This window comes from Brevibacillus soli, from assembly GCF_044759095.2.
In the GTDB taxonomy this organism is placed as follows: domain Bacteria; phylum Bacillota; class Bacilli; order Brevibacillales; family Brevibacillaceae; genus JBIYSM02.
In genome coordinates this window covers 42,844-59,560 of sequence record NZ_JBIYSM020000005.1, presented here as the reverse complement: position 1 = coordinate 59,560, position 16,717 = coordinate 42,844, and the positions used below count along the sequence as shown (strand labels likewise).

General features: G+C 46.6%; 21 protein-coding genes. All 21 read right to left on the bottom strand.

Features of this window, described 5'->3' with window-relative positions; all coding sequences use genetic code 11:
• Window positions 1-5: 5 nt before the first annotated feature.
• On the bottom strand, window positions 6-563 hold the full coding sequence (gene pseH / locus ACE99V_RS03345) for a UDP-4-amino-4,6-dideoxy-N-acetyl-beta-L-altrosamine N-acetyltransferase (protein WP_400489735.1): 558 nt from the start codon (window positions 561-563) through the stop codon (window positions 6-8).
• Window positions 563-1,630 (bottom strand): UDP-2,4-diacetamido-2,4,6-trideoxy-beta-L-altropyranose hydrolase, encoded by a 1,068-nt coding sequence (gene pseG, locus ACE99V_RS03340; protein ID WP_400489734.1) that lies wholly within the window; start codon window positions 1,628-1,630, stop codon window positions 563-565. Before pseG ends, pseH begins: the two co-directional genes overlap by 1 nt.
• Before the next feature lie 53 nt (window positions 1,631-1,683).
• The gene (gene flaG, locus ACE99V_RS03335; RefSeq protein WP_400489732.1) at window positions 1,684-2,034 is read right to left on the bottom strand and encodes a flagellar protein FlaG; all 351 of its coding nucleotides are present in this window, start codon (window positions 2,032-2,034) and stop codon (window positions 1,684-1,686) included.
• Window positions 2,035-2,067: 33 nt separating this feature from the next.
• The gene (locus ACE99V_RS03330) at window positions 2,068-2,436 is read right to left on the bottom strand and encodes a hypothetical protein (RefSeq protein ID WP_400489730.1); all 369 of its coding nucleotides are present in this window, start codon (window positions 2,434-2,436) and stop codon (window positions 2,068-2,070) included.
• A 10-nt stretch (window positions 2,437-2,446) separates the two neighbouring features.
• Entirely contained in the window at window positions 2,447-2,830 is a 384-nt protein-coding gene (gene fliS, locus ACE99V_RS03325) for a flagellar export chaperone FliS (protein ID WP_400489729.1), read from the bottom strand.
• A gap of 18 nt (window positions 2,831-2,848) precedes the next feature.
• Window positions 2,849-4,381 (bottom strand): flagellar filament capping protein FliD, encoded by a 1,533-nt coding sequence (gene fliD / locus ACE99V_RS03320; RefSeq protein WP_400489728.1) that lies wholly within the window; start codon window positions 4,379-4,381, stop codon window positions 2,849-2,851.
• Between the two features lie 53 nt (window positions 4,382-4,434).
• Entirely contained in the window at window positions 4,435-5,160 is a 726-nt protein-coding gene (locus ACE99V_RS03315) for a cytidylyltransferase domain-containing protein (protein WP_400489727.1), read from the bottom strand.
• A gap of 16 nt (window positions 5,161-5,176) precedes the next feature.
• On the bottom strand, window positions 5,177-6,190 hold the full coding sequence (locus ACE99V_RS03310; protein ID WP_400489726.1) for an SDR family NAD(P)-dependent oxidoreductase: 1,014 nt from the start codon (window positions 6,188-6,190) through the stop codon (window positions 5,177-5,179).
• Between the two features lie 19 nt (window positions 6,191-6,209).
• Window positions 6,210-7,589 carry a motility associated factor glycosyltransferase family protein gene (locus ACE99V_RS03305; protein ID WP_400489725.1) on the bottom strand — a complete coding sequence of 460 codons (1,380 nt, stop codon included), beginning with the start codon at window positions 7,587-7,589 and terminating at the stop codon, window positions 6,210-6,212.
• Window positions 7,586-7,942 (bottom strand): DUF8042 domain-containing protein, encoded by a 357-nt coding sequence (locus ACE99V_RS03300; protein ID WP_400489724.1) that lies wholly within the window; start codon window positions 7,940-7,942, stop codon window positions 7,586-7,588. Before ACE99V_RS03300 ends, ACE99V_RS03305 begins: the two co-directional genes overlap by 4 nt.
• Window positions 7,942-9,948, bottom strand: a complete 2,007-nt coding sequence (locus tag ACE99V_RS03295) for a motility associated factor glycosyltransferase family protein (RefSeq protein WP_400489723.1) — start codon at window positions 9,946-9,948, stop codon at window positions 7,942-7,944. The genes ACE99V_RS03300 and ACE99V_RS03295 overlap by 1 nt, the downstream gene beginning before the upstream one ends.
• Window positions 9,949-9,959: 11 nt before the next feature.
• Window positions 9,960-10,244 (bottom strand): DUF8042 domain-containing protein, encoded by a 285-nt coding sequence (locus ACE99V_RS03290; RefSeq protein WP_400489722.1) that lies wholly within the window; start codon window positions 10,242-10,244, stop codon window positions 9,960-9,962.
• 93 nt (window positions 10,245-10,337) lie between these two features.
• Window positions 10,338-11,156 (bottom strand): flagellin N-terminal helical domain-containing protein, encoded by an 819-nt coding sequence (locus ACE99V_RS03285; protein WP_400489721.1) that lies wholly within the window; start codon window positions 11,154-11,156, stop codon window positions 10,338-10,340.
• Window positions 11,157-11,471: 315 nt separating this feature from the next.
• The gene (gene csrA / locus ACE99V_RS03280) at window positions 11,472-11,720 is read right to left on the bottom strand and encodes a carbon storage regulator CsrA (protein ID WP_400489720.1); all 249 of its coding nucleotides are present in this window, start codon (window positions 11,718-11,720) and stop codon (window positions 11,472-11,474) included.
• Between the two features lie 8 nt (window positions 11,721-11,728).
• Window positions 11,729-12,145, bottom strand: a complete 417-nt coding sequence (fliW, locus tag ACE99V_RS03275) for a flagellar assembly protein FliW (RefSeq protein WP_400489719.1) — start codon at window positions 12,143-12,145, stop codon at window positions 11,729-11,731.
• A 20-nt stretch (window positions 12,146-12,165) separates the two neighbouring features.
• Window positions 12,166-12,744, bottom strand: coding sequence for a DUF6470 family protein (locus ACE99V_RS03270; protein ID WP_400489718.1), 579 nt, complete (start codon window positions 12,742-12,744; stop codon window positions 12,166-12,168).
• A 30-nt stretch (window positions 12,745-12,774) separates the two neighbouring features.
• Complete coding sequence (gene flgL / locus ACE99V_RS03265) at window positions 12,775-13,674, bottom strand: flagellar hook-associated protein FlgL (protein WP_400489717.1); 900 nt, start codon at window positions 13,672-13,674, stop codon at window positions 12,775-12,777.
• A 31-nt stretch (window positions 13,675-13,705) separates the two neighbouring features.
• The gene (flgK, locus tag ACE99V_RS03260) at window positions 13,706-15,265 is read right to left on the bottom strand and encodes a flagellar hook-associated protein FlgK (RefSeq protein ID WP_400489716.1); all 1,560 of its coding nucleotides are present in this window, start codon (window positions 15,263-15,265) and stop codon (window positions 13,706-13,708) included.
• 12 nt (window positions 15,266-15,277) lie between these two features.
• Complete coding sequence (locus ACE99V_RS03255; RefSeq protein ID WP_400489715.1) at window positions 15,278-15,778, bottom strand: flagellar protein FlgN; 501 nt, start codon at window positions 15,776-15,778, stop codon at window positions 15,278-15,280.
• Window positions 15,779-15,797: 19 nt separating this feature from the next.
• Window positions 15,798-16,073, bottom strand: a complete 276-nt coding sequence (gene flgM / locus ACE99V_RS03250; RefSeq protein WP_400489714.1) for a flagellar biosynthesis anti-sigma factor FlgM — start codon at window positions 16,071-16,073, stop codon at window positions 15,798-15,800.
• A gap of 157 nt (window positions 16,074-16,230) precedes the next feature.
• Window positions 16,231-16,659 (bottom strand): TIGR03826 family flagellar region protein, encoded by a 429-nt coding sequence (locus ACE99V_RS03245; RefSeq protein WP_400489713.1) that lies wholly within the window; start codon window positions 16,657-16,659, stop codon window positions 16,231-16,233.
• Window positions 16,660-16,717 lie beyond the last annotated feature (58 nt).

Here is a 16,717-nt window from a genome sequence, read left to right as displayed (position 1 = left end):
AAACATTACTTTTCTTCAACAAAGTATCTTTGCATGATATTTTCTCTGTGTTTTCCCCAGTCTTCGGAAAAACAGGCGAATGACAAGACATCTTCAAAATGTCCATTCTTGTAAATATGATTCACAAAATGGCCTTCTTGAACGAAACCCAGCTTCTGATGAAATCTGATACTGGCATCGTTGCTTGCAAGCACTTCTCCACAAATTTTTCTTGAGCCTATCGTTTCAAATCCGTAGCTTAAACCGAGTAACCCCATCGCCAGTCCGGAGCCTTTGGGAATATCCGTCTCTCCCAAATAAAAACCCCACGTACACCTCATATGTTTCGTATCTATATTCGAAAAACTAACCACTCCAACCGGGCGATTCTGATATTCAAAGATCAAACATTCATGCGTGTGGTCATTGCGCATCCTGTGAAACCAATTGACATGTTCTTCCCAGGAGATCAGATGATCGGAATACATATGCTGTCTGACTCTATCCGAGTTTCTCCACAGTAACACCTGCTCCAGATCCGCTTCTACGAAAGCTCGAAGGCTATATTCCGATAAACGCGGCATTAGTAGTTTACTCCCTTCAAAATGGCCTGTGCGACAGAAGTCACTCCTTCAGACTCAATGTCCCCCATGACCCTGATACATGCCTCACTCATCGATGCAATCATTTCGGGGTTCTGCTGCAGCGTCTGAAGTACACTCGCCAATTTTTCCGAGGATACATCCTGATGTGTTCCCACATCTATGATACACCCGGTTTTAGCGACCGTTCGGGTTACTTGAATCTGGTTTTCAGCAGTAGTCACCGTAATCGCGGGCAAACCGAGCGCACATCGTTCCCATGTTGTGGAGCCGCCCGCACCAATAGCCAAGTCGGCCTGTAACATCAATTCCGCCATATAAGTTATTTGGCAATGAAACCTCGTGTTTGGCATGTTTGCACACAGCTCGGCAATCTGTCCTCGGTACGGATTTGATGTGCCGACTACGACATCAACCATTACATCCTTCAGCCTTAGAATCTTAATCGCCTCGATGGCTTTTATTGTTTCATTCGTCGGATCACTCCCGCCAAAAAAGAGTAGAACCCGACGAACCCGTCCACCTCTTTTTCGAACAAGCTTGCGTGCCTCTCGAAACTCCTCCCGTAACATCGCATAGCGCGGCCCTATCAATTGCAGGCACTGATGAGGCACTAAACCATCGTAACGTGTTTCCATCTTTTCATACAAGTTTTGATCCAGTAAAATATCGCAATCATGCGCACGGTCTGCCAAATCATCAATCACCATAATATTGGCTGCGAACCTGCGTGCTTTTTTTTCCCATCTGTAATCAATCCCATAATGATCGACGATCAACCAATCCACCTTTTGGTTTCTCAACTGATCATTCGTCTGATCAACATCGATTTCCCACCATTCGTCCGAAGAACGTTCCGGCATGTCAGGCAACCTATTAACAAGAAACCCCTTTTGCTCAATGAATTCACACAGGTGCCCTGGATGTTCACGGCTTATAATCCGGATGGAGGCACCTTTCCGTCTCAACTCGTCAGCCAGAGTTAAACACCGCATGACATGTCCGCTTCCGATCTGTACAGAAGCATCAACCCGAAAGAGTACGTGCACAGGATCAATCCCTTTCTTGATCTGGAGAAAGAAAAACCCCCATTGGGGGATTTTTAAATTTTTCTATCTACAATGAATCCTAGTTTTTCGTAAAAATTAGCGACAATGTCCATAATTTTTTTCGAAGGAATTTCCTTGATCACTTCATTGGTGCTATCGTTTATTACTTGCACATAATATTTGTTTAATTCATCGTGCAGAACAAACTTAAGATGAGAACTTTTTGACTCCAACCATTTATTCAGATGATTGAGCTCTTTGGTAATTTCCTCTTTACTGTAACTCTTCTCCGGCTGAACAGCTTCGTTACCCTCTTCCTGCTGGCGATTGTCCGTTCGTTGCTCTGATACGAAGTCCGTCTTTCCATTGTCTACTTTGCCAGCATTCACTCCCTTTATTTCCACTTCGATCTTCCTTTCCTTTTTGGCTTTCCCTGATCATTTTTTCTTGTCTATAAAGGCACCATAAGGCATGATTCGAGTGTAGGCATTGTAATTCGTACTAACTGACTGGCTATGCTTTGTATCGCGTATTTTTTGTGACAGATGATTCATCGCTCTTGCAAGAAGCTGCCCTGCCACATTTTCCTTTTGTTTGCATTTCTCGAACAAAACGACATATTTGTCAGGGGCCTTTTCTTGCGTCAACCGTTCGCCTAAGGCCTGCAGCAGTCGTTCACGTTTTTTAAGTATGACACCGATCCCATCCTCATCCGTTTCTTCCAATACAGGACGATTGCACGCCTCGATCAGAGCATCCGTACACTCCATCAGTTGTTGAAAAAGGTTTTCCACTCCGATCTTCATGCCAACCTCCCTAGTTTTGTTGACTGCGTGCGACCATCATGGCTTGTTTCCACGTATCACGGAACTCCACAAAAAATCCTTCGACTTCATCCAAGATTGCAATGTCTTTCTTTACGTTTGCCTCAATCATACGGCGTTTCATGTAATCATAGAGGAGGAGCATTTGTTCAGCAATTGGATACTTTCGGTCAAGCGTAATAATCAACTCACTTAAAATATCTTGGACACGCATGTTTAGATCGTGCGCCTTGTTATATTGCTTCTCCTGAATGGCTTGTTTCGCTCTTTTGATAAACTTGATGGCGCCATCGTACAGCATTAGCGTGAGATCTTCCGGAGTAGCCGTGCCCACTTGATTTTTCTTATAGGTGTTGTGCGCCGATGTTTGAATCATAATGTACCTCCATTACCCTTACTGAAAAAAAGAGCTGAGATAAGCTCCCTGGGAGTTAAGTTGATTAAGCGCTTGTTCCAATTTTGCATATTGGCTGTACAATTTCTGCTCATATGCGGGTAAATCGTATTCCTCTCTCGCAATTTGACTCGTATAATCGTCAATTTGCCGCTGAAGATAACTTTTCGTTGGTACGATCTGCGTTTTCTCCGTTAAACGCTTGATAATATCTGAATTCACTGTTTCGTACAATCTTGTTCCAATCCCCGCATCCAGCCCTGTAATCAACCGGCCGGACGCATCACGTGCACCATCTTTGGTAAACAAAGTAGCGACTTGTTCCGGCGACGTTTCCAAAGCACTCCGCAGCTTTGTTTCGTCAATGTAGATTTTTCCATTCTCCTGATAGGCATACAAATTGCTTCCGCCAGATGGCGTAGTTGTAATTCCGATATCAGCCAGGGAATCAAATTGGCCTGCACCAATCCCTGACACAATATCGGCAAGATTGCGCCGCATCTTATCCAACCCGCTCTTCATCACAGTGTCTCCACGCAGCAAGCCTGACTTTGCTTTTTGCTCCCATAATTCGATCTCACTGTCTTTCATCTCTTGCTTCTGCGTGTCGGTTAGCGGCAGATAATTCCGGTAACGAGGCTCGTTCAATTTATTGTTCATGGATGCGATCAATTCATTGTATTTATCAAATACACCCTTGATCGTATTGACCACACTGTCTACATCCGAGGTGATGGAGGCATTAATGGTATAATCGGCCACACCCAGAGTGGCAGGGTCCTTTAATAGGGTGAAGCTAATGTTGTTCATGGTAAAGGTATTGGAGCGTACAGAAGTTATTCCCATGCCATTGAAATCTACCTTGGCATCCTGTCCGGTAACTTGACCGGTCGTTGTCGCTCCTAGGGCAGCCAATCCCAGCTTGTTCAAAAAGTTAGCGTCACTCGAATCAAGTTGAATTATGGCATCATCACCAGTTTGCGTGCTGATTAACGTCAGTTTGTCCGAGAGTTGATCGTACGAAGCTTTCACCCCGGTATTGGCGGATTCCGCATTAATCTTTGAAACAATCTGATTAATGTTGTCCCCGTTCGTAATGGAAATCGCCTTTACGCCAAGCTCCCCCGTGACCGTAAGAGTAAGATTGGACGTTGCAACTGCTTGTGTGGTATCGGATGCCACCCCAAGAGAGCCACTGCTCGCCATCATGGCGTTCTTGGCGATTTGCGTCACCTTCAGGGTAAAGTTGCCGTTCACCGCACCCGGGTTCGGCTTCACCGTTACTTTCTGGGAATCATCCGTGGAAAGGCTTGCCTTCTTCGCCAGGAATGTAGATTCCATCGTCAGTTTGCGGGTTTCTGTCAGAAAAGATGAAACCTGCGTGTTCATATCGCGGTAAGCATCCCTCTGCCAGGTAAGCCACGTTACTTTTTGTTGTTTTGTATCAATGGGAATACGCTTGACTTGCATCTGCTGCTTGACGAGGGATTCAATGTCCAATCCCGAACCCAAACCGGTGATCCTTACTGGCATAAACGTCACCTCTCTCCAGTCTTCCTATTTCGTTATCGGCATTTTTCTGCTAATCATTTACTTTTTTGTTCCACGTGCCCGTTAATCAAATACAGATCCGGTCTTGCCTGCATGAGTTCAATCCCTTTTGTCCAGCTAAACCATTTATCCTGATACAGCGCCTGATAGATCTGCTGGATCAATTCCCAATCTTCCACCGTATCCAGTGTCCACCGATACTGCGAATAGTCAGCTTCCCCACTCACCGGCTTGCAGGTAAACCGCACCGGATTTTCATACAGATAGGGGGTGACATGCTCGCGTTGGTGGGGCTCATTCGCTTCCCGATACGCCGTTTCAAGCGCCTGAAAGGTGAATACCTCCGTATCCAGCCCCCTCGGATAACTGCGTACCAAAGTATTGCTTGCGTAATCCGTCCCTGCATGTTCATGCATCGTCTGTAATACCATTCCTGACACTTCCGGATCCAGCAGGGGACAGTCGGAGGTAATTCGCATGATGACATCCGCTCTTGCCTGCATGGCCGCTTTATAGTAACGGGAGAGCACGTCCGCTTCGCTTCCCCGATGAAAGGGGACTTGAAGACGGCGAGACTCTTCTACGATCACATCGTCATCCGGCTGAACCGTCGTCGCTACCACCACTTCGTCAATCCCCGGGATTGCCGATGCCCGTTGGACAACATGTTCCAGTACCGTTTTGCCTGCAAGCATCCTCATCACTTTTCCCGGAAGGCGTGTCGAGCCCATACGAGCCTGAATGATCACAACATTGCGCATCGGTTTCTTCCCCTTTTTAAATTAAACGTTCCTCCAGAATCCATCTTCTCAATGTTTCCCGATCGATCGGTTCTTCTGAATGAGAGTTTACTTCCCTGTGCATCATTTTGATCGCATGGGGATATAGTGACGATTCCGTTTTGTCTTGGAAAGCGCTGGGTATGATAAACATCTCCGGAAGCTCCCAAGCGTTCAGTTTTTCTTCCTCTGTCATTAATTCTTCGTACCGTTTCTCACCGGGACGCAAGCCGAATTCCTTGATTTGAATCTCATCCCGAATGCCGTACTTCTCGCACACTTCCTCAATGACAACATCGACAAGATCGCGCAGCAAGATCGTCGGCATCTTCAAGACGAACACTTCCCCCCCCAATGAAAGCTCATTGGCCTTGAGCATTAATTTCACAGCCTGGGTCATTGTCATCATGTAGCGGGTCATGTTCAGATCGGTTACCGTTACCATGCGCTTCTCCTGGATTTGTTTACAGAAAAGAGGGATAACCGAGCCCCGCGATCCCATCACATTGCCAAACCGCACGGACGAGAACACCGTCTGCTTCGGACCCTTCTGGTATTGTGCGGCAGAGATGAGACGCTCCGCCATCAACTTCGAGGCTCCATATGTATTTGTCGGTGCAATCGCCTTATCCGTCGAAGTGAACAATACCTTTTTTACCCCGTTCTGAATCGCGGCCTGAATCATGTTCTGGGTACCGATGATATTGGTCTGCACGGCTTCAAACGGATTATATTCACAAAACGGAACATGCTTCATGGCTGCCAGATGGAAGACATAATCGATATCCTCCATCGCACGCTGAAGCCTTTGCCCGTCTCTAACGTCACCGATCAAAAAACGCAGCTTCTGCTGCTGTTCCGAAAATACCTGCTGCATCTCGTACTGTTTGTATTCATCACGACTCATAATCCGGATTACTCGCGGATTCTGCGCCAACAAATATCGAGTTAATTTCTGACCTAGTGTTCCCGTACCGCCGATAACTAATATTTTCTTCCCTTCGTAATTCATACTCCCATCTCCCAGTTGCTTACATAGAAGTTAATCGAGCCCTACGGTGAAACGCTTCACGCACTTCGGATACATCAATATTTTGTACTTTGGTCAAAAAATCAGAAAGAGAGAGGTGTGTAAATCCATCGATGTAGGCGCCGCCTTCCGTGGCGTTGTAAAAGGTCTCACTGCTGTTTCGCGCTTGTTCCTCAAACCACTTTTTATAAATCAACAAATTCCGGGGAGCTACAACCGTCCCTTGCATGTCAAAAGCAATTACTCGTTCTCCTTTTGCCTGATGCTTCCATCGCTGAAAGAGTGGGGTCCCTTCCGCATGAGTTTGATCATTTGTATACGCAAGGTCTTGGCCGATTAGACAAAGTGGATGTAGCCCCAGCAATCGAGCTAGCGAAAAAAGTGTAGTGGATACAGATCCACCTGTATGTACGAGCGGTTCTCCACGTAGCAACGCTTCTTTCTCAGAAGGTGTAAATCCTTCTTGAAAAAGTATAAACTTGGGACCACAATATCGTTCTACCACTTCCGAGTATAGTGTACTTAGGAAAAATAGTGGAACGTTACTGTTCTCCCACCCTTCCAACTGGCGAAGCATTCCTGGCTGAGGGTCTGTCATGACAACAAAATCTGGTTGTATGCCATGGCGAAACAAAATAGGTAACGCTGTGCCAACGGCTCCTAAAAGGCAATGTTTTGCTACTATCGGAAGTAATGGTAAGGAATTAGTGAGAGAAGGTCCAGCACTAATAAGGATCACCGGAACAGGAGGAAAATCTCGGAATGCGGAAACGGATGGCCACGCTTTCCTGCTATTTCTCTTAAAGTTATCTTGTAATAAGTCACTGTGTGCTATTGAGCTATTTTGATGAACTTGATATTCCTGCAATACATGTTTCAGAGATGCCAACTCTTTCGGCATAGCACGAAGGGATGGCTCATGAACAATCACGTGTATTTGATGCACCTGCCAAGATTTTACCCGTTCAGAAAATACATGCAGATCCTCCGAGACAACAAACCTAAGTCGTGTGTTCTCCAGGATTTCCGCATACACTCCAGCCCGCTCCATTTGCAAAAAAGCAGATACGTTGGTTTCCCATACCTCAATGGAAACATTTACAGACTTGGTTTGCTTCAAGAGAGCCTTGACGTGATGCCCGCAACCAGCACCGTATAAAATAATACGATCTGACTCTTCCTTTCCCATGTTTCGAAGCTGCGCTTCAGCGAACCTCTCAGCTTCACTCGTAGGTTCATAACGGCTGTGCAGGAAAAATGGCGGAGCCTGGTTCTCTTGAACTGCCGCCGTCCACTCACCATTTTTCGCTTTTTCCAACTGCACTTTTGGTGCTTGCAATCGGATGTTAGACCGTTGTATGTACTGACTCCACGTATTCAATGAACCAACCTCTTTAACTTGTCGTCATAGGATAGTAACAAGGGCTTCATCTCGTATTCCAGCAGGTCGCATAGGGAGACAAAATCCTCTTGTTCCAATGCTATATTTAATTGACTGATCAGCGGCGCCAAAGCCGCCACGTCCCAATCTTTGAGTATCTGCTGATCCAGTTGCTGAATGCCACTTATGGCTTGCGTCAACCAAACCATTCCCTCCGAATACGCTATAAAGATATCTACCCAGCCACCCTGATGGGATTGAATGTCTTGGGCAATCTTCTCCGAAGCAGCCACCAGCTTTGGTACGTAGTCTTTCATGCTTTCCAGGGTTTCATTGATCAATTCTTGATGCATTATACGCCCTCCTCTTCTGTTTCCTCATCCTCGGGCAGTTCCCACTTTGGCTGGACCTTTAGACAGATCTCCTCCGGGTCGTATCCAAGTTCCAGAACTGCGTTGCGAATCCCTTCACGATAAACATCGATCACTTGTTGTTTCCCCTCAATAACTCGTTTCAAAAAGTAGCTTTGATGTGTCAAAATTTGCTGCAACCGCTCGATAGATGATACTCTGGAGATTGGATTCATTTTGACGTGATAGTTGGATAGGAGTGGACGATAGAAGAAACAAAGGAACGTATTACTTAATATTTGCCTCAACAAGTGTTCCACATTGCGTAAAACCCGGCTCGCTTTCATCTCTAGAAAATCAATCGTATTTACTGACTCACCAGACAACTCTGTTTGCAATTGCTGTGCTGCTTCCAAAATCTCCTCTGCAAACTGACTGATACGCTCCATCTCTCCCAATTGGTCGTTAAAAAAATTAACCATGCTTTCGAGTCTGTCTCTTACATCTTCGGATGAAACGGGTGGCAACTCATTAAATAGGTCCGGAATAGATTGTATCCTTTCCTGGCAATAGCTCTCCACCACTTCTCTAAACGGCATTTTCACCGTTCCTTTGATATCAGCACCGCCTTCTGTCGCATTAATCACCAATTGAGCAGGTAGAACATTGATCATATGTTCCATCCAATACAGGAATTGTCTCCACAACTCTCGTGATTTGACTTGTCCACCGTAGTAACCGTCAACGTAAACTGTTTTGTTAAAAAAGCTCTGATCATTCTGCAAGCTGCTTTGAATTTGTTTTCGTTGCTCGCTGGTCATCTCGATATCACTCTGGTTAACATAAAAACTGTCTTTACTGTGCGTCTCCCCCTCTTCTGAATAGGCTAAATCCTGACCAATAAATACGATCGGGGAGCCACCCAAGTGATGAGCTAGAGCATAATTTAGGTGTGCCACCGAATTTCCATTATAAAGTGTGCCAATATCTCCAAGCGCTTGGTTCATTAACCGACTGTGGACGATGTTTTCTTTAAATACTGGAACCACATATTGATTCCAGCTTCGCGGAATTCGCCCATCCATCAGCGTCAATGCAATCAGCGCAGTGTCTTCTGGAATTTGTACTCCTTTTATACTAAGATCGTAGGAATTCGGGCCTCGCTCTAATATGCACACAACATCAGGGGCAATACCGTTTTTCAACAAGACACGGAATGCTGATTCCGCACATATGATTAACGCTTTCCCTTTGACTCGTTTAAGCAGGGGCAATTGCTTGTCCAAAGAAGGACCAGACGCAACACATATAATTGGCTTGCCTCTATATTTATCTTTTAGATCCTTTATACGATGAGATTTGAGAGCAATAGGAACATTTTTCAATTCATTGCTCATCCCCATCAGTGTGTCTTCCAAGGAATTACCCATTGCCGTCATGTGAGTGCGCAAATGATTGACAATCACTTCAATCGTGTTTTCATAAAATTGTGCACCCCTTCGATAACTCGAAAACGTCCGCAATAGGTCAGTGCGTAAAAAATAATAACCCACTAATGAGGTTATATAGCGGTTTAGAACTGCAGAAAGGTCTTCCATTAATTCGGTGAGGATTATGATCCTTTGAAGTTTCCCTTCGAGATAAGGGGAGAGATCAATCTCCTCCAAAAATTTTTTCACAAGAGCGGTATCTTTCTCTATAATTAAAAACCAGGCTGTTTCGGTTTTGTTTTCCAATATTTGTTTAATAATAGCAGAGGAACCCATTCCCATAAGAATATATCCGGTGTTGTCAAAATTCACGCCGTCTAGAAATTGTGCTGCTTCAAACACTGGGTCGTAAATACTTGCTGTATAAAATTCATTACCATGGTCGTCGGCCTGTTTAAAGACGACGTCTTCTCCGACGCGAATAAAATCAATGTGATCTGTGCTTATGCTTTCCATCTGTTCAATCAGCCATTGATTGTAATCGGATAAATATTGTATATTTCTGTTAAAAAACGTCATATGTGTCTCCTTTACGCTGAATAGCTATTTACACTCAGTATTCGTTTGAGCAATTCATATTTCAATAGATCAGCGGCAATCAAAAAATCCTTTTTTTCTACTGCTACCAGGACCATTTCCAACAGATTATTGATTTCGTTCAGATGCTCTCCTTGAACCGTATGTTGACTCAATAATTCGGTAAGCTGCGGGATCATTGATTCCAAATGACTTAGCCCGTTATTAATTTCGTAACGATAGAAAGCGTAACAGATGTGGAGTACCTTTTCCTGAAACATTTCGAGTTGTTTGTCCATGGTTGCCTCCATCGTATTTCTTTTTCGTTATGTTTTTTAAAAAAAGCCAACCTGAGAATCGGTTGGCTTTTTTTCTTTGGATTCTTCTTAGCTTTAGCGGAGCAGTTGGAGAACGCCTTGTGGTTGTTGGTTTGCTTGCGCCAGCATTGCTTGAGCAGCTTGGGCAAGGATATTATCTTTCGTAAACTTCATCATCTCGCGAGCCATGTCTACGTCACGAATGCGGGACTCAGCTGCAGTCAGGTTCTCGGAAGCAGTGTTCAGGTTGTTAATAGTGTGCTCCAAACGGTTTTGATACGCACCGAAATTCGCGCGTTCTTTAGATACTGTGTTGATGGCACTATTGATATCTGCAATGATAGAAGCAAACGCAGTTGCAGCACTAAAAGTAGTTCCATAACCACTAATTCCGATTAAAGCAGTTACATTCATTTTATTAATAGCCAAACTAATCACTTGGCCGGAGTTTGCACCCACTTGGAAAGTTACAGAGATAGGGCTATTAAACAACTTCATAGTGTTGAATTCGGTTTGAGATGCAATACGGTTGATTTCATTTTCCAGTTGTTTTACCTCAGCACCCAGTTTTTGACGGTCTGTGGTAGTGTAGGTACCGTTGCTCGCTTGAACAGCCAGTTCGCGCATGCGCTGCAGAATTGCATGAGTCTCGTTCAGAGCACCCTCAGCCGTTTGAATCAGGGAGATACCGTCTTGCGCATTTCGGGATGCTTGATCCAGACCGCGGATTTGTGCACGCATTTTTTCAGAGATTGCCAGACCTGCCGCATCGTCACCAGCACGGTTGATGCGCAGACCGGAGGAGAGTTTCTCCATGGATTTGGATGCGTTACTGTTGTTCACAGTCAGCTTGTTGTAGGTGTTCAATGCGGTTAGGTTGTGGTTGATAATCATTTCATTTCCTCCTTGAATGTATCTCCGCCACGTCCGTGTGGCGAAGCGATTTGATTAGGGAGAAGCCCAATCGCGCGCTTGGGTTGTCCCATACATTACATATATCGGTCTTTTTTTTTGACAAGTTTAGGGTTATTTATTGATTTTTTATGTTGGCTGCCTTAAAAGCCAAACTTCTTTACTAGCTTTCCTGTTTTTATGACTTCGGTCTGAAGACGAACGTTTTAAAAGCTGTATTCAGCATATTTTTTTCAATGTATCCGAGAACCTGAGAATTTGTTACTTCTAACTTGGCAGAAAAAGCGAAACGGATGCTTATTCCTCATCAGGTTGTGGCTTCTCAACAGCTATCCACTGTTTGACCGCGGCCCAGTCCATTTTGCGCTGCGTAGCCAACTGATTCTCCTCTTTGATCAGCTCATACACCTCTTTTCTGTGTACCAGGACGGAACGCGGCGCCTCTATCCCAATCCGCACGGTATCTCCCTCAACCGCAATAATTTTGATCTCAATGTGGTCACCGATCATGATCGACTCGTTTTTCTTGCGTGAAAGCACCAGCATCGTCTCACCTACTCACTGGCCGCTTTTGACCGCAGATGAAAAAGCGGTTGGCGGACCTGGTAATTTTCTTCGGTGAGAATCACTTGCTTGGCCATGCGATTTTCCATATTCATGACCAACGGAGCCTTGAGGTTGACAGTCACTTCCCCATCGGAACGTAACGTGACAATGTTGAGAACGGCAATCGCCGCCTCCTCTGTAATCTTCAAACTCTCCTTGACTTGCTCATTTAATGTAAACTCGTAATCAGGAAAAAAGGAAAACGGATCAATCACGCCAAATTCAACGTTGGGATCCTCAATCGATGTCAACAAAAAAAAGGGGCTGTTAGCCTCCTGTTGCTGCAGCTGAAAGAATTGCAAATGCGGAAATCCAGGTATTCCATCTTCAAAAAACAGTTTCGTCATCTCCTGGACATGTGCCATGGATCTCGTGTCACTCCTTCCTATCGCTTCTCGTCCACGTATAAGCCCACAAAATCGATTTTGAGACTGTTCCATTGTAGCATATGCCCACTCACTTTGCCGGGCGTGTAATTGTGGATCGGTTTCTTGATTTCCGGATCCATGCGAACCCCCCGAACTTGAACGTCAATCATCGGCTTTTTCGCTTCATAACGAATCTCGATTCCATCCCCCGTTAGAGAGCCGGCCGCAATGATTTCCGTGTTGTTGTAGATAACGCTCTCCTCAAAGGCAATGTCCGCAATCGGATTCCCTTTTCGTTCGATAGCGGCAAGACGGTCTCCTGACTGACTGATAAACGCCACCGCTTCCAACCACTTCTGATAACCGTATTGGGCATTATCTCTGGTGCGACGCAACGGTCCACGCAGGTCGATGTTTGCCTGCGCTTCGCTTGTATCTATTGTTAATGTACCCTGCGGCTGGCGGATTTCCAAAATGGCCGCCTCCTGCCGCAGATTAAGAACAGCAGGAGGCTGCTGTATCTCTTGTACACTTTTTTGAATATCCAGACCTAATCGCGCAAAGGTTTGCTCCAGACGAATCTGCGGGATACGCATGTCCGCACCTCCTGTTGAAGTAAGGATTCATTAGCGCAGGAAGTCGATCAAACTTGGCTGAATAATACGCGCACCCGCTCCCAATGCCGCTCGATGTACGTTTTCCTGTGTTTTCAGGTTGGTAATGACTTGAGCCATATCGGCATCTTCATTGTCTGACATCAGTTTCGTTATGTTAAGTTCTTCATTTGCCAGACGTCCTTGAATAAGCTCCAAGCGGTTAATTCTGGCTCCCAACGTAGCGCGTTGGGCAAGAAAGTTGTCTATCTGATCGTCCAACGCTCCCAAGTGGACAGTTGCTGATTGTCCGTTGTCCAAATCAGTCACAATCTTGTCCAGCAGCTGAAAGATATTGTCGCCGGTACCTGTCAGCCCCTTGTAGTTAAACACCGTTTGAGGGTTCACGTTGATTGGCAGCAAGATCCGTTTATTCAGTTCAAGCAGGATTTCCTGATTGTTCGTATTAACGAACTGTCCCGTAGCATAATCATACGGGGGATTCTGCGTATCCGTTCCGGCGAAAATATAGCGCGACCCAACGGTCTGGTTGGCGATATTGCCCATGTGCTCCTTTAATTGACGAATCTCTTTCGCAATGGCCTGAAAGGAGCTTTTTTCCAATGCACCGTCTCCCGAATATACCAATAATTCACGAATTCGGGACAGAAGAGAACCGGCTTCATCAAGCGATTTATCCGACAGTTCCAACCACGACTGCGCTTCCCCTACATTTCGCTGAAACTGTTCATTTTCAATCAGAGAGGTACGATAATACATGCCGCGTGTAGCGATAACCGGATCATCGGACGGACGAGAAATTTTTTTGCCGGAAGACAGCTGCTCCTGGAGCTTGTCCATGCGGCCCATGGAGTTGGAAAGGTTTCGCATCATGTTATTATTGAGCATTGTTTGCGTTACGCGAACTGGCATATGACTGCTCCTTTCAAGTTACCACGTAGCATTACAGACCGACGCGGCCCATTCCGTTGATGATTTTGTCGAGTACTTCGTCCATGCTCGTCATCACACGGGCCGAGGCGTTATACGCATGTTGGTATTTCACCATTTCCGCCATCTCTTCGTCGAGGGAGACTCCGGAGACAGACTGTCTGTTAGTCTCCACTTGACCGACGAGGATCTCGGAGTTCTTCTCCATCCGTTGAGCCTCCTGGCTGTCGACACCGAGCTGGGCGATAGAATAACGATAGAAGTCGTCCAGGGTGGAGGTTTCCGGTTGGCCGTTTGCGCCCGTACCGATCTGCAAGGTCTTAAACTTGATTGCTGCAATATCCAAAGCGTTGCGGCCATCGCCCTGGAAGGAGGTTCCGGCTGATGCGCCAGTCGTTTCCGGTTTCGCAGCAGCGATAGCGTTCAGGCTGGCGATAATGGCAGGGTTGATCGTAAGTTTCGCTGCGCTGGTCGGGTACGTTTTCGTATTGGGATCTGCTGAAGCAGCGTCGGCGTCCACAAAGAACGGCAGGTCCTGCAGCGGTGCTCCCGGATTGTTTTTCCGGTTGTCGATATCAAACATGTTCATGCCTTGACGGTGCAGATCATTGATCTCTTTTACGAGATTCGTTGCCAGTGTGTCCAGACGTTTTAACATGTCTGGTACCAGCCCCGTTCTGGTGACTACGCCGTTGGCATCGACAGTCGCCACCCCACGCGCTTCAAATGTTCCGAGCAGGCTGCCGGACTGCGGAATGAACGCCTCTCCGCCCAAGGTGATATCGACAAAACCGGTTGTAGGGTTCTTCACAGCAGCCATAGCCACTGAGGTTTGGCCGTTGACCAGTTCTTTTCCGTCAATGGTGACGTTGACCATGCCATTTGCAGCGTTGGTCACCTTGATATCCGCCATCTTCGCCAGCTTGTCCAGCAGCACGTCGCGCTGGTCGTACAAATCGTTCGGCTGGTACCCATGCGGGACAACGTCGCCGATTTGACGGTTCAGGTTCGCGATCTGCTGAGCAATGGAGTTAATGTCGACGACCTTTACATTGACAACGTTATCCAGATCGGTTTGCAATTCAGTCAAAGATGTTGTGAGCGCGGAAAAAGTCTCAGCGACGGCAATTGCTCTTTGCCGAACGACTGCACGGGCCGAAAGGCTTTCCGGCTCTTTCGACAAGTCTTGCCAAGACTTCCACAGTTCATCCATTACTTTTTGCAGGCCGGTATCGGAGGGCTCGTTCATGATCACTTCGATCTTTTCGAGGCCGTCTCGACGTGCTTCCCAATATCCAAAGTGCTTGTTTTCGGTTCGGAACTGAACATCGAGAAAGTCTTCCCGGATACGCTGGAGATCCGTTACCATTACACCCGTTCCCAACAGGCCCGGCTCAATGCTGGCGTGCAGACCTGGGTAGGGAAGACCCGTGGTCGCCTTCATATTGGCGCGCTGACGTGTGTAGCCCTCTGTATTTGCGTTGGAAATGTTGTGGCCAGTGGTGTTGAGCGCAGTTTGCTGGGCAAACAGCCCGCGCTTGCTTACTTCTAATCCGTGAAAGGTAGAGCGCATGGTAGCACCTCTTTACGCTTTTTTGTTGAAAAAAGTCCGCTTGGGGTTGCGGTAGGCGTCCGCGGCGGGGTTGGAGTAGATAAAGTCGTCCGCGGGGTTGTCCGTGATCAAATCCAGCGACTTGTTGACAAAAGAAAGGGATTGTTCCAACAACTGCTGGTTTAAATCGTTGGCCTCGCGCAGTTCGGATACAATCCGGATCAATTCGTTGCGATAGTTTGTGAGACGTGCCTTCTCTTCCGCACCGGTTGTCAGCTTGATCAGCTCGGCCAGGGAAGCTTCGCTGAGGGGCACGCCCTTCTCCGTACAGATTCCTTTGACCGCTTCGATCCGGGCTGCTTCAGCGGCTCCGACAGCTTTGATCAGCTTTTGCTCCTGCTGCGTGATGGCGATCAGTTCATCCACTTCGTTCTTGATCAGCACGTCCTTTTTCTGAACGGCCAAGGTATAGAGCGCCCGGTGCAGGTTGAGCAGGTTGTCGAGAATCCCGTACAAATCCTTAAGCTTCGTCATGGTGATTCACCCGGCCTTCCTAGGGCTTTTTCCAAAAGGAAAGGAACTTCTCCGCGATTTTCTCGCTGGGCACGTGGTATTTTCCCTGCTCGATCTGCTGCTTGAGCTGATTTACTTTCTCCTTGCGAGCCGGGGCTTCCGCTTCCTCCACCTGCTTGAGCATTTCAAGCGCTTCGTTGGAGATTTTCACCTCGTCTCTTCCCATCGAGGCTTTGGTGCCCTTGTTCAGAGGCAATTTGTTCGTCTTATTGTAGGCATTGATCATTCCCGTACGATTGGGTTCATTGATTCGCATTTTTATATCCATCCTCTCAAAACCGCACTAAAAAAGCGTGGACCGCCGAGCCGTGGCGAGGCGAAGCTTGTGCAGCATAAAAAATAAGCCGATATACTACGTCTTAGTAGTATCATCGGCAATTATGAGAAAAACGATTAGCTATTTCCGCTGAAAACTATTCGTCATGGTTCGTCTTGCTTCGATACGATGCAGCTGCGTTTTTCTGGCGCTGCTCTTCAGCCAGACGCTTGTCCACATCGAGCTGCTGGACGATCTCCCGCTTCAATCCTCCGGCGCAGGCGTCGCACAGATTGCCGCTGCGGATGAGGATCCCGCAGCTCTCGCACGGATAGCCCATGTGGGGATTGTCCACGATGGAAATCCGGCCTTCCTTGATGAAACGGGTAATCTGCTTGACAGTGACGCCCGTCGCTTCGCTTACCTGATGGATGGTGGAACCGCGGTTTTCGCGTTTGCGCAAAAATCTTGCACACTTTTCATATTCCTGTTCCACTTCTACGTAGCATTTTTGACAAATATCCCGTGTGGCCATTAAAAACAACGTGTCGCACCTCGTGCAGTTTGCCAGTTTTCCCAGAGCCATCGAAACAACTCCTTTATCTACCCGTTATGCCGAAGATACTTATCACCTTTTCCCTAAT

Coding starts and splice junctions, on each gene's coding strand:
- pseH (WP_400489735.1), bottom strand. CDS start 563: ATGCCGCGTTTATCGGAATATAGCCTTCGAGCTTTCGTAGAAGCGGAT.
- ACE99V_RS03330 (WP_400489730.1), bottom strand. CDS start 2,436: ATGAAGATCGGAGTGGAAAACCTTTTTCAACAACTGATGGAGTGTACG.
- fliS (WP_400489729.1), bottom strand. CDS start 2,830: ATGATTCAAACATCGGCGCACAACACCTATAAGAAAAATCAAGTGGGC.
- fliD (WP_400489728.1), bottom strand. CDS start 4,381: ATGCCAGTAAGGATCACCGGTTTGGGTTCGGGATTGGACATTGAATCC.
- ACE99V_RS03315 (WP_400489727.1), bottom strand. CDS start 5,160: ATGCGCAATGTTGTGATCATTCAGGCTCGTATGGGCTCGACACGCCTT.
- ACE99V_RS03310 (WP_400489726.1), bottom strand. CDS start 6,190: ATGAATTACGAAGGGAAGAAAATATTAGTTATCGGCGGTACGGGAACA.
- ACE99V_RS03300 (WP_400489724.1), bottom strand. CDS start 7,942: ATGCATCAAGAATTGATCAATGAAACCCTGGAAAGCATGAAAGACTAC.
- ACE99V_RS03295 (WP_400489723.1), bottom strand. CDS start 9,948: ATGACGTTTTTTAACAGAAATATACAATATTTATCCGATTACAATCAA.
- ACE99V_RS03290 (WP_400489722.1), bottom strand. CDS start 10,244: ATGGACAAACAACTCGAAATGTTTCAGGAAAAGGTACTCCACATCTGT.
- ACE99V_RS03285 (WP_400489721.1), bottom strand. CDS start 11,156: ATGATTATCAACCACAACCTAACCGCATTGAACACCTACAACAAGCTG.
- csrA (WP_400489720.1), bottom strand. CDS start 11,720: ATGCTGGTGCTTTCACGCAAGAAAAACGAGTCGATCATGATCGGTGAC.
- fliW (WP_400489719.1), bottom strand. CDS start 12,145: ATGGCACATGTCCAGGAGATGACGAAACTGTTTTTTGAAGATGGAATA.
- ACE99V_RS03270 (WP_400489718.1), bottom strand. CDS start 12,744: ATGCGTATCCCGCAGATTCGTCTGGAGCAAACCTTTGCGCGATTAGGT.
- flgL (WP_400489717.1), bottom strand. CDS start 13,674: ATGCCAGTTCGCGTAACGCAAACAATGCTCAATAATAACATGATGCGA.
- flgK (WP_400489716.1), bottom strand. CDS start 15,265: ATGCGCTCTACCTTTCACGGATTAGAAGTAAGCAAGCGCGGGCTGTTT.
- ACE99V_RS03255 (WP_400489715.1), bottom strand. CDS start 15,778: ATGACGAAGCTTAAGGATTTGTACGGGATTCTCGACAACCTGCTCAAC.
- flgM (WP_400489714.1), bottom strand. CDS start 16,073: ATGCGAATCAATGAACCCAATCGTACGGGAATGATCAATGCCTACAAT.
- ACE99V_RS03245 (WP_400489713.1), bottom strand. CDS start 16,659: ATGGCTCTGGGAAAACTGGCAAACTGCACGAGGTGCGACACGTTGTTT.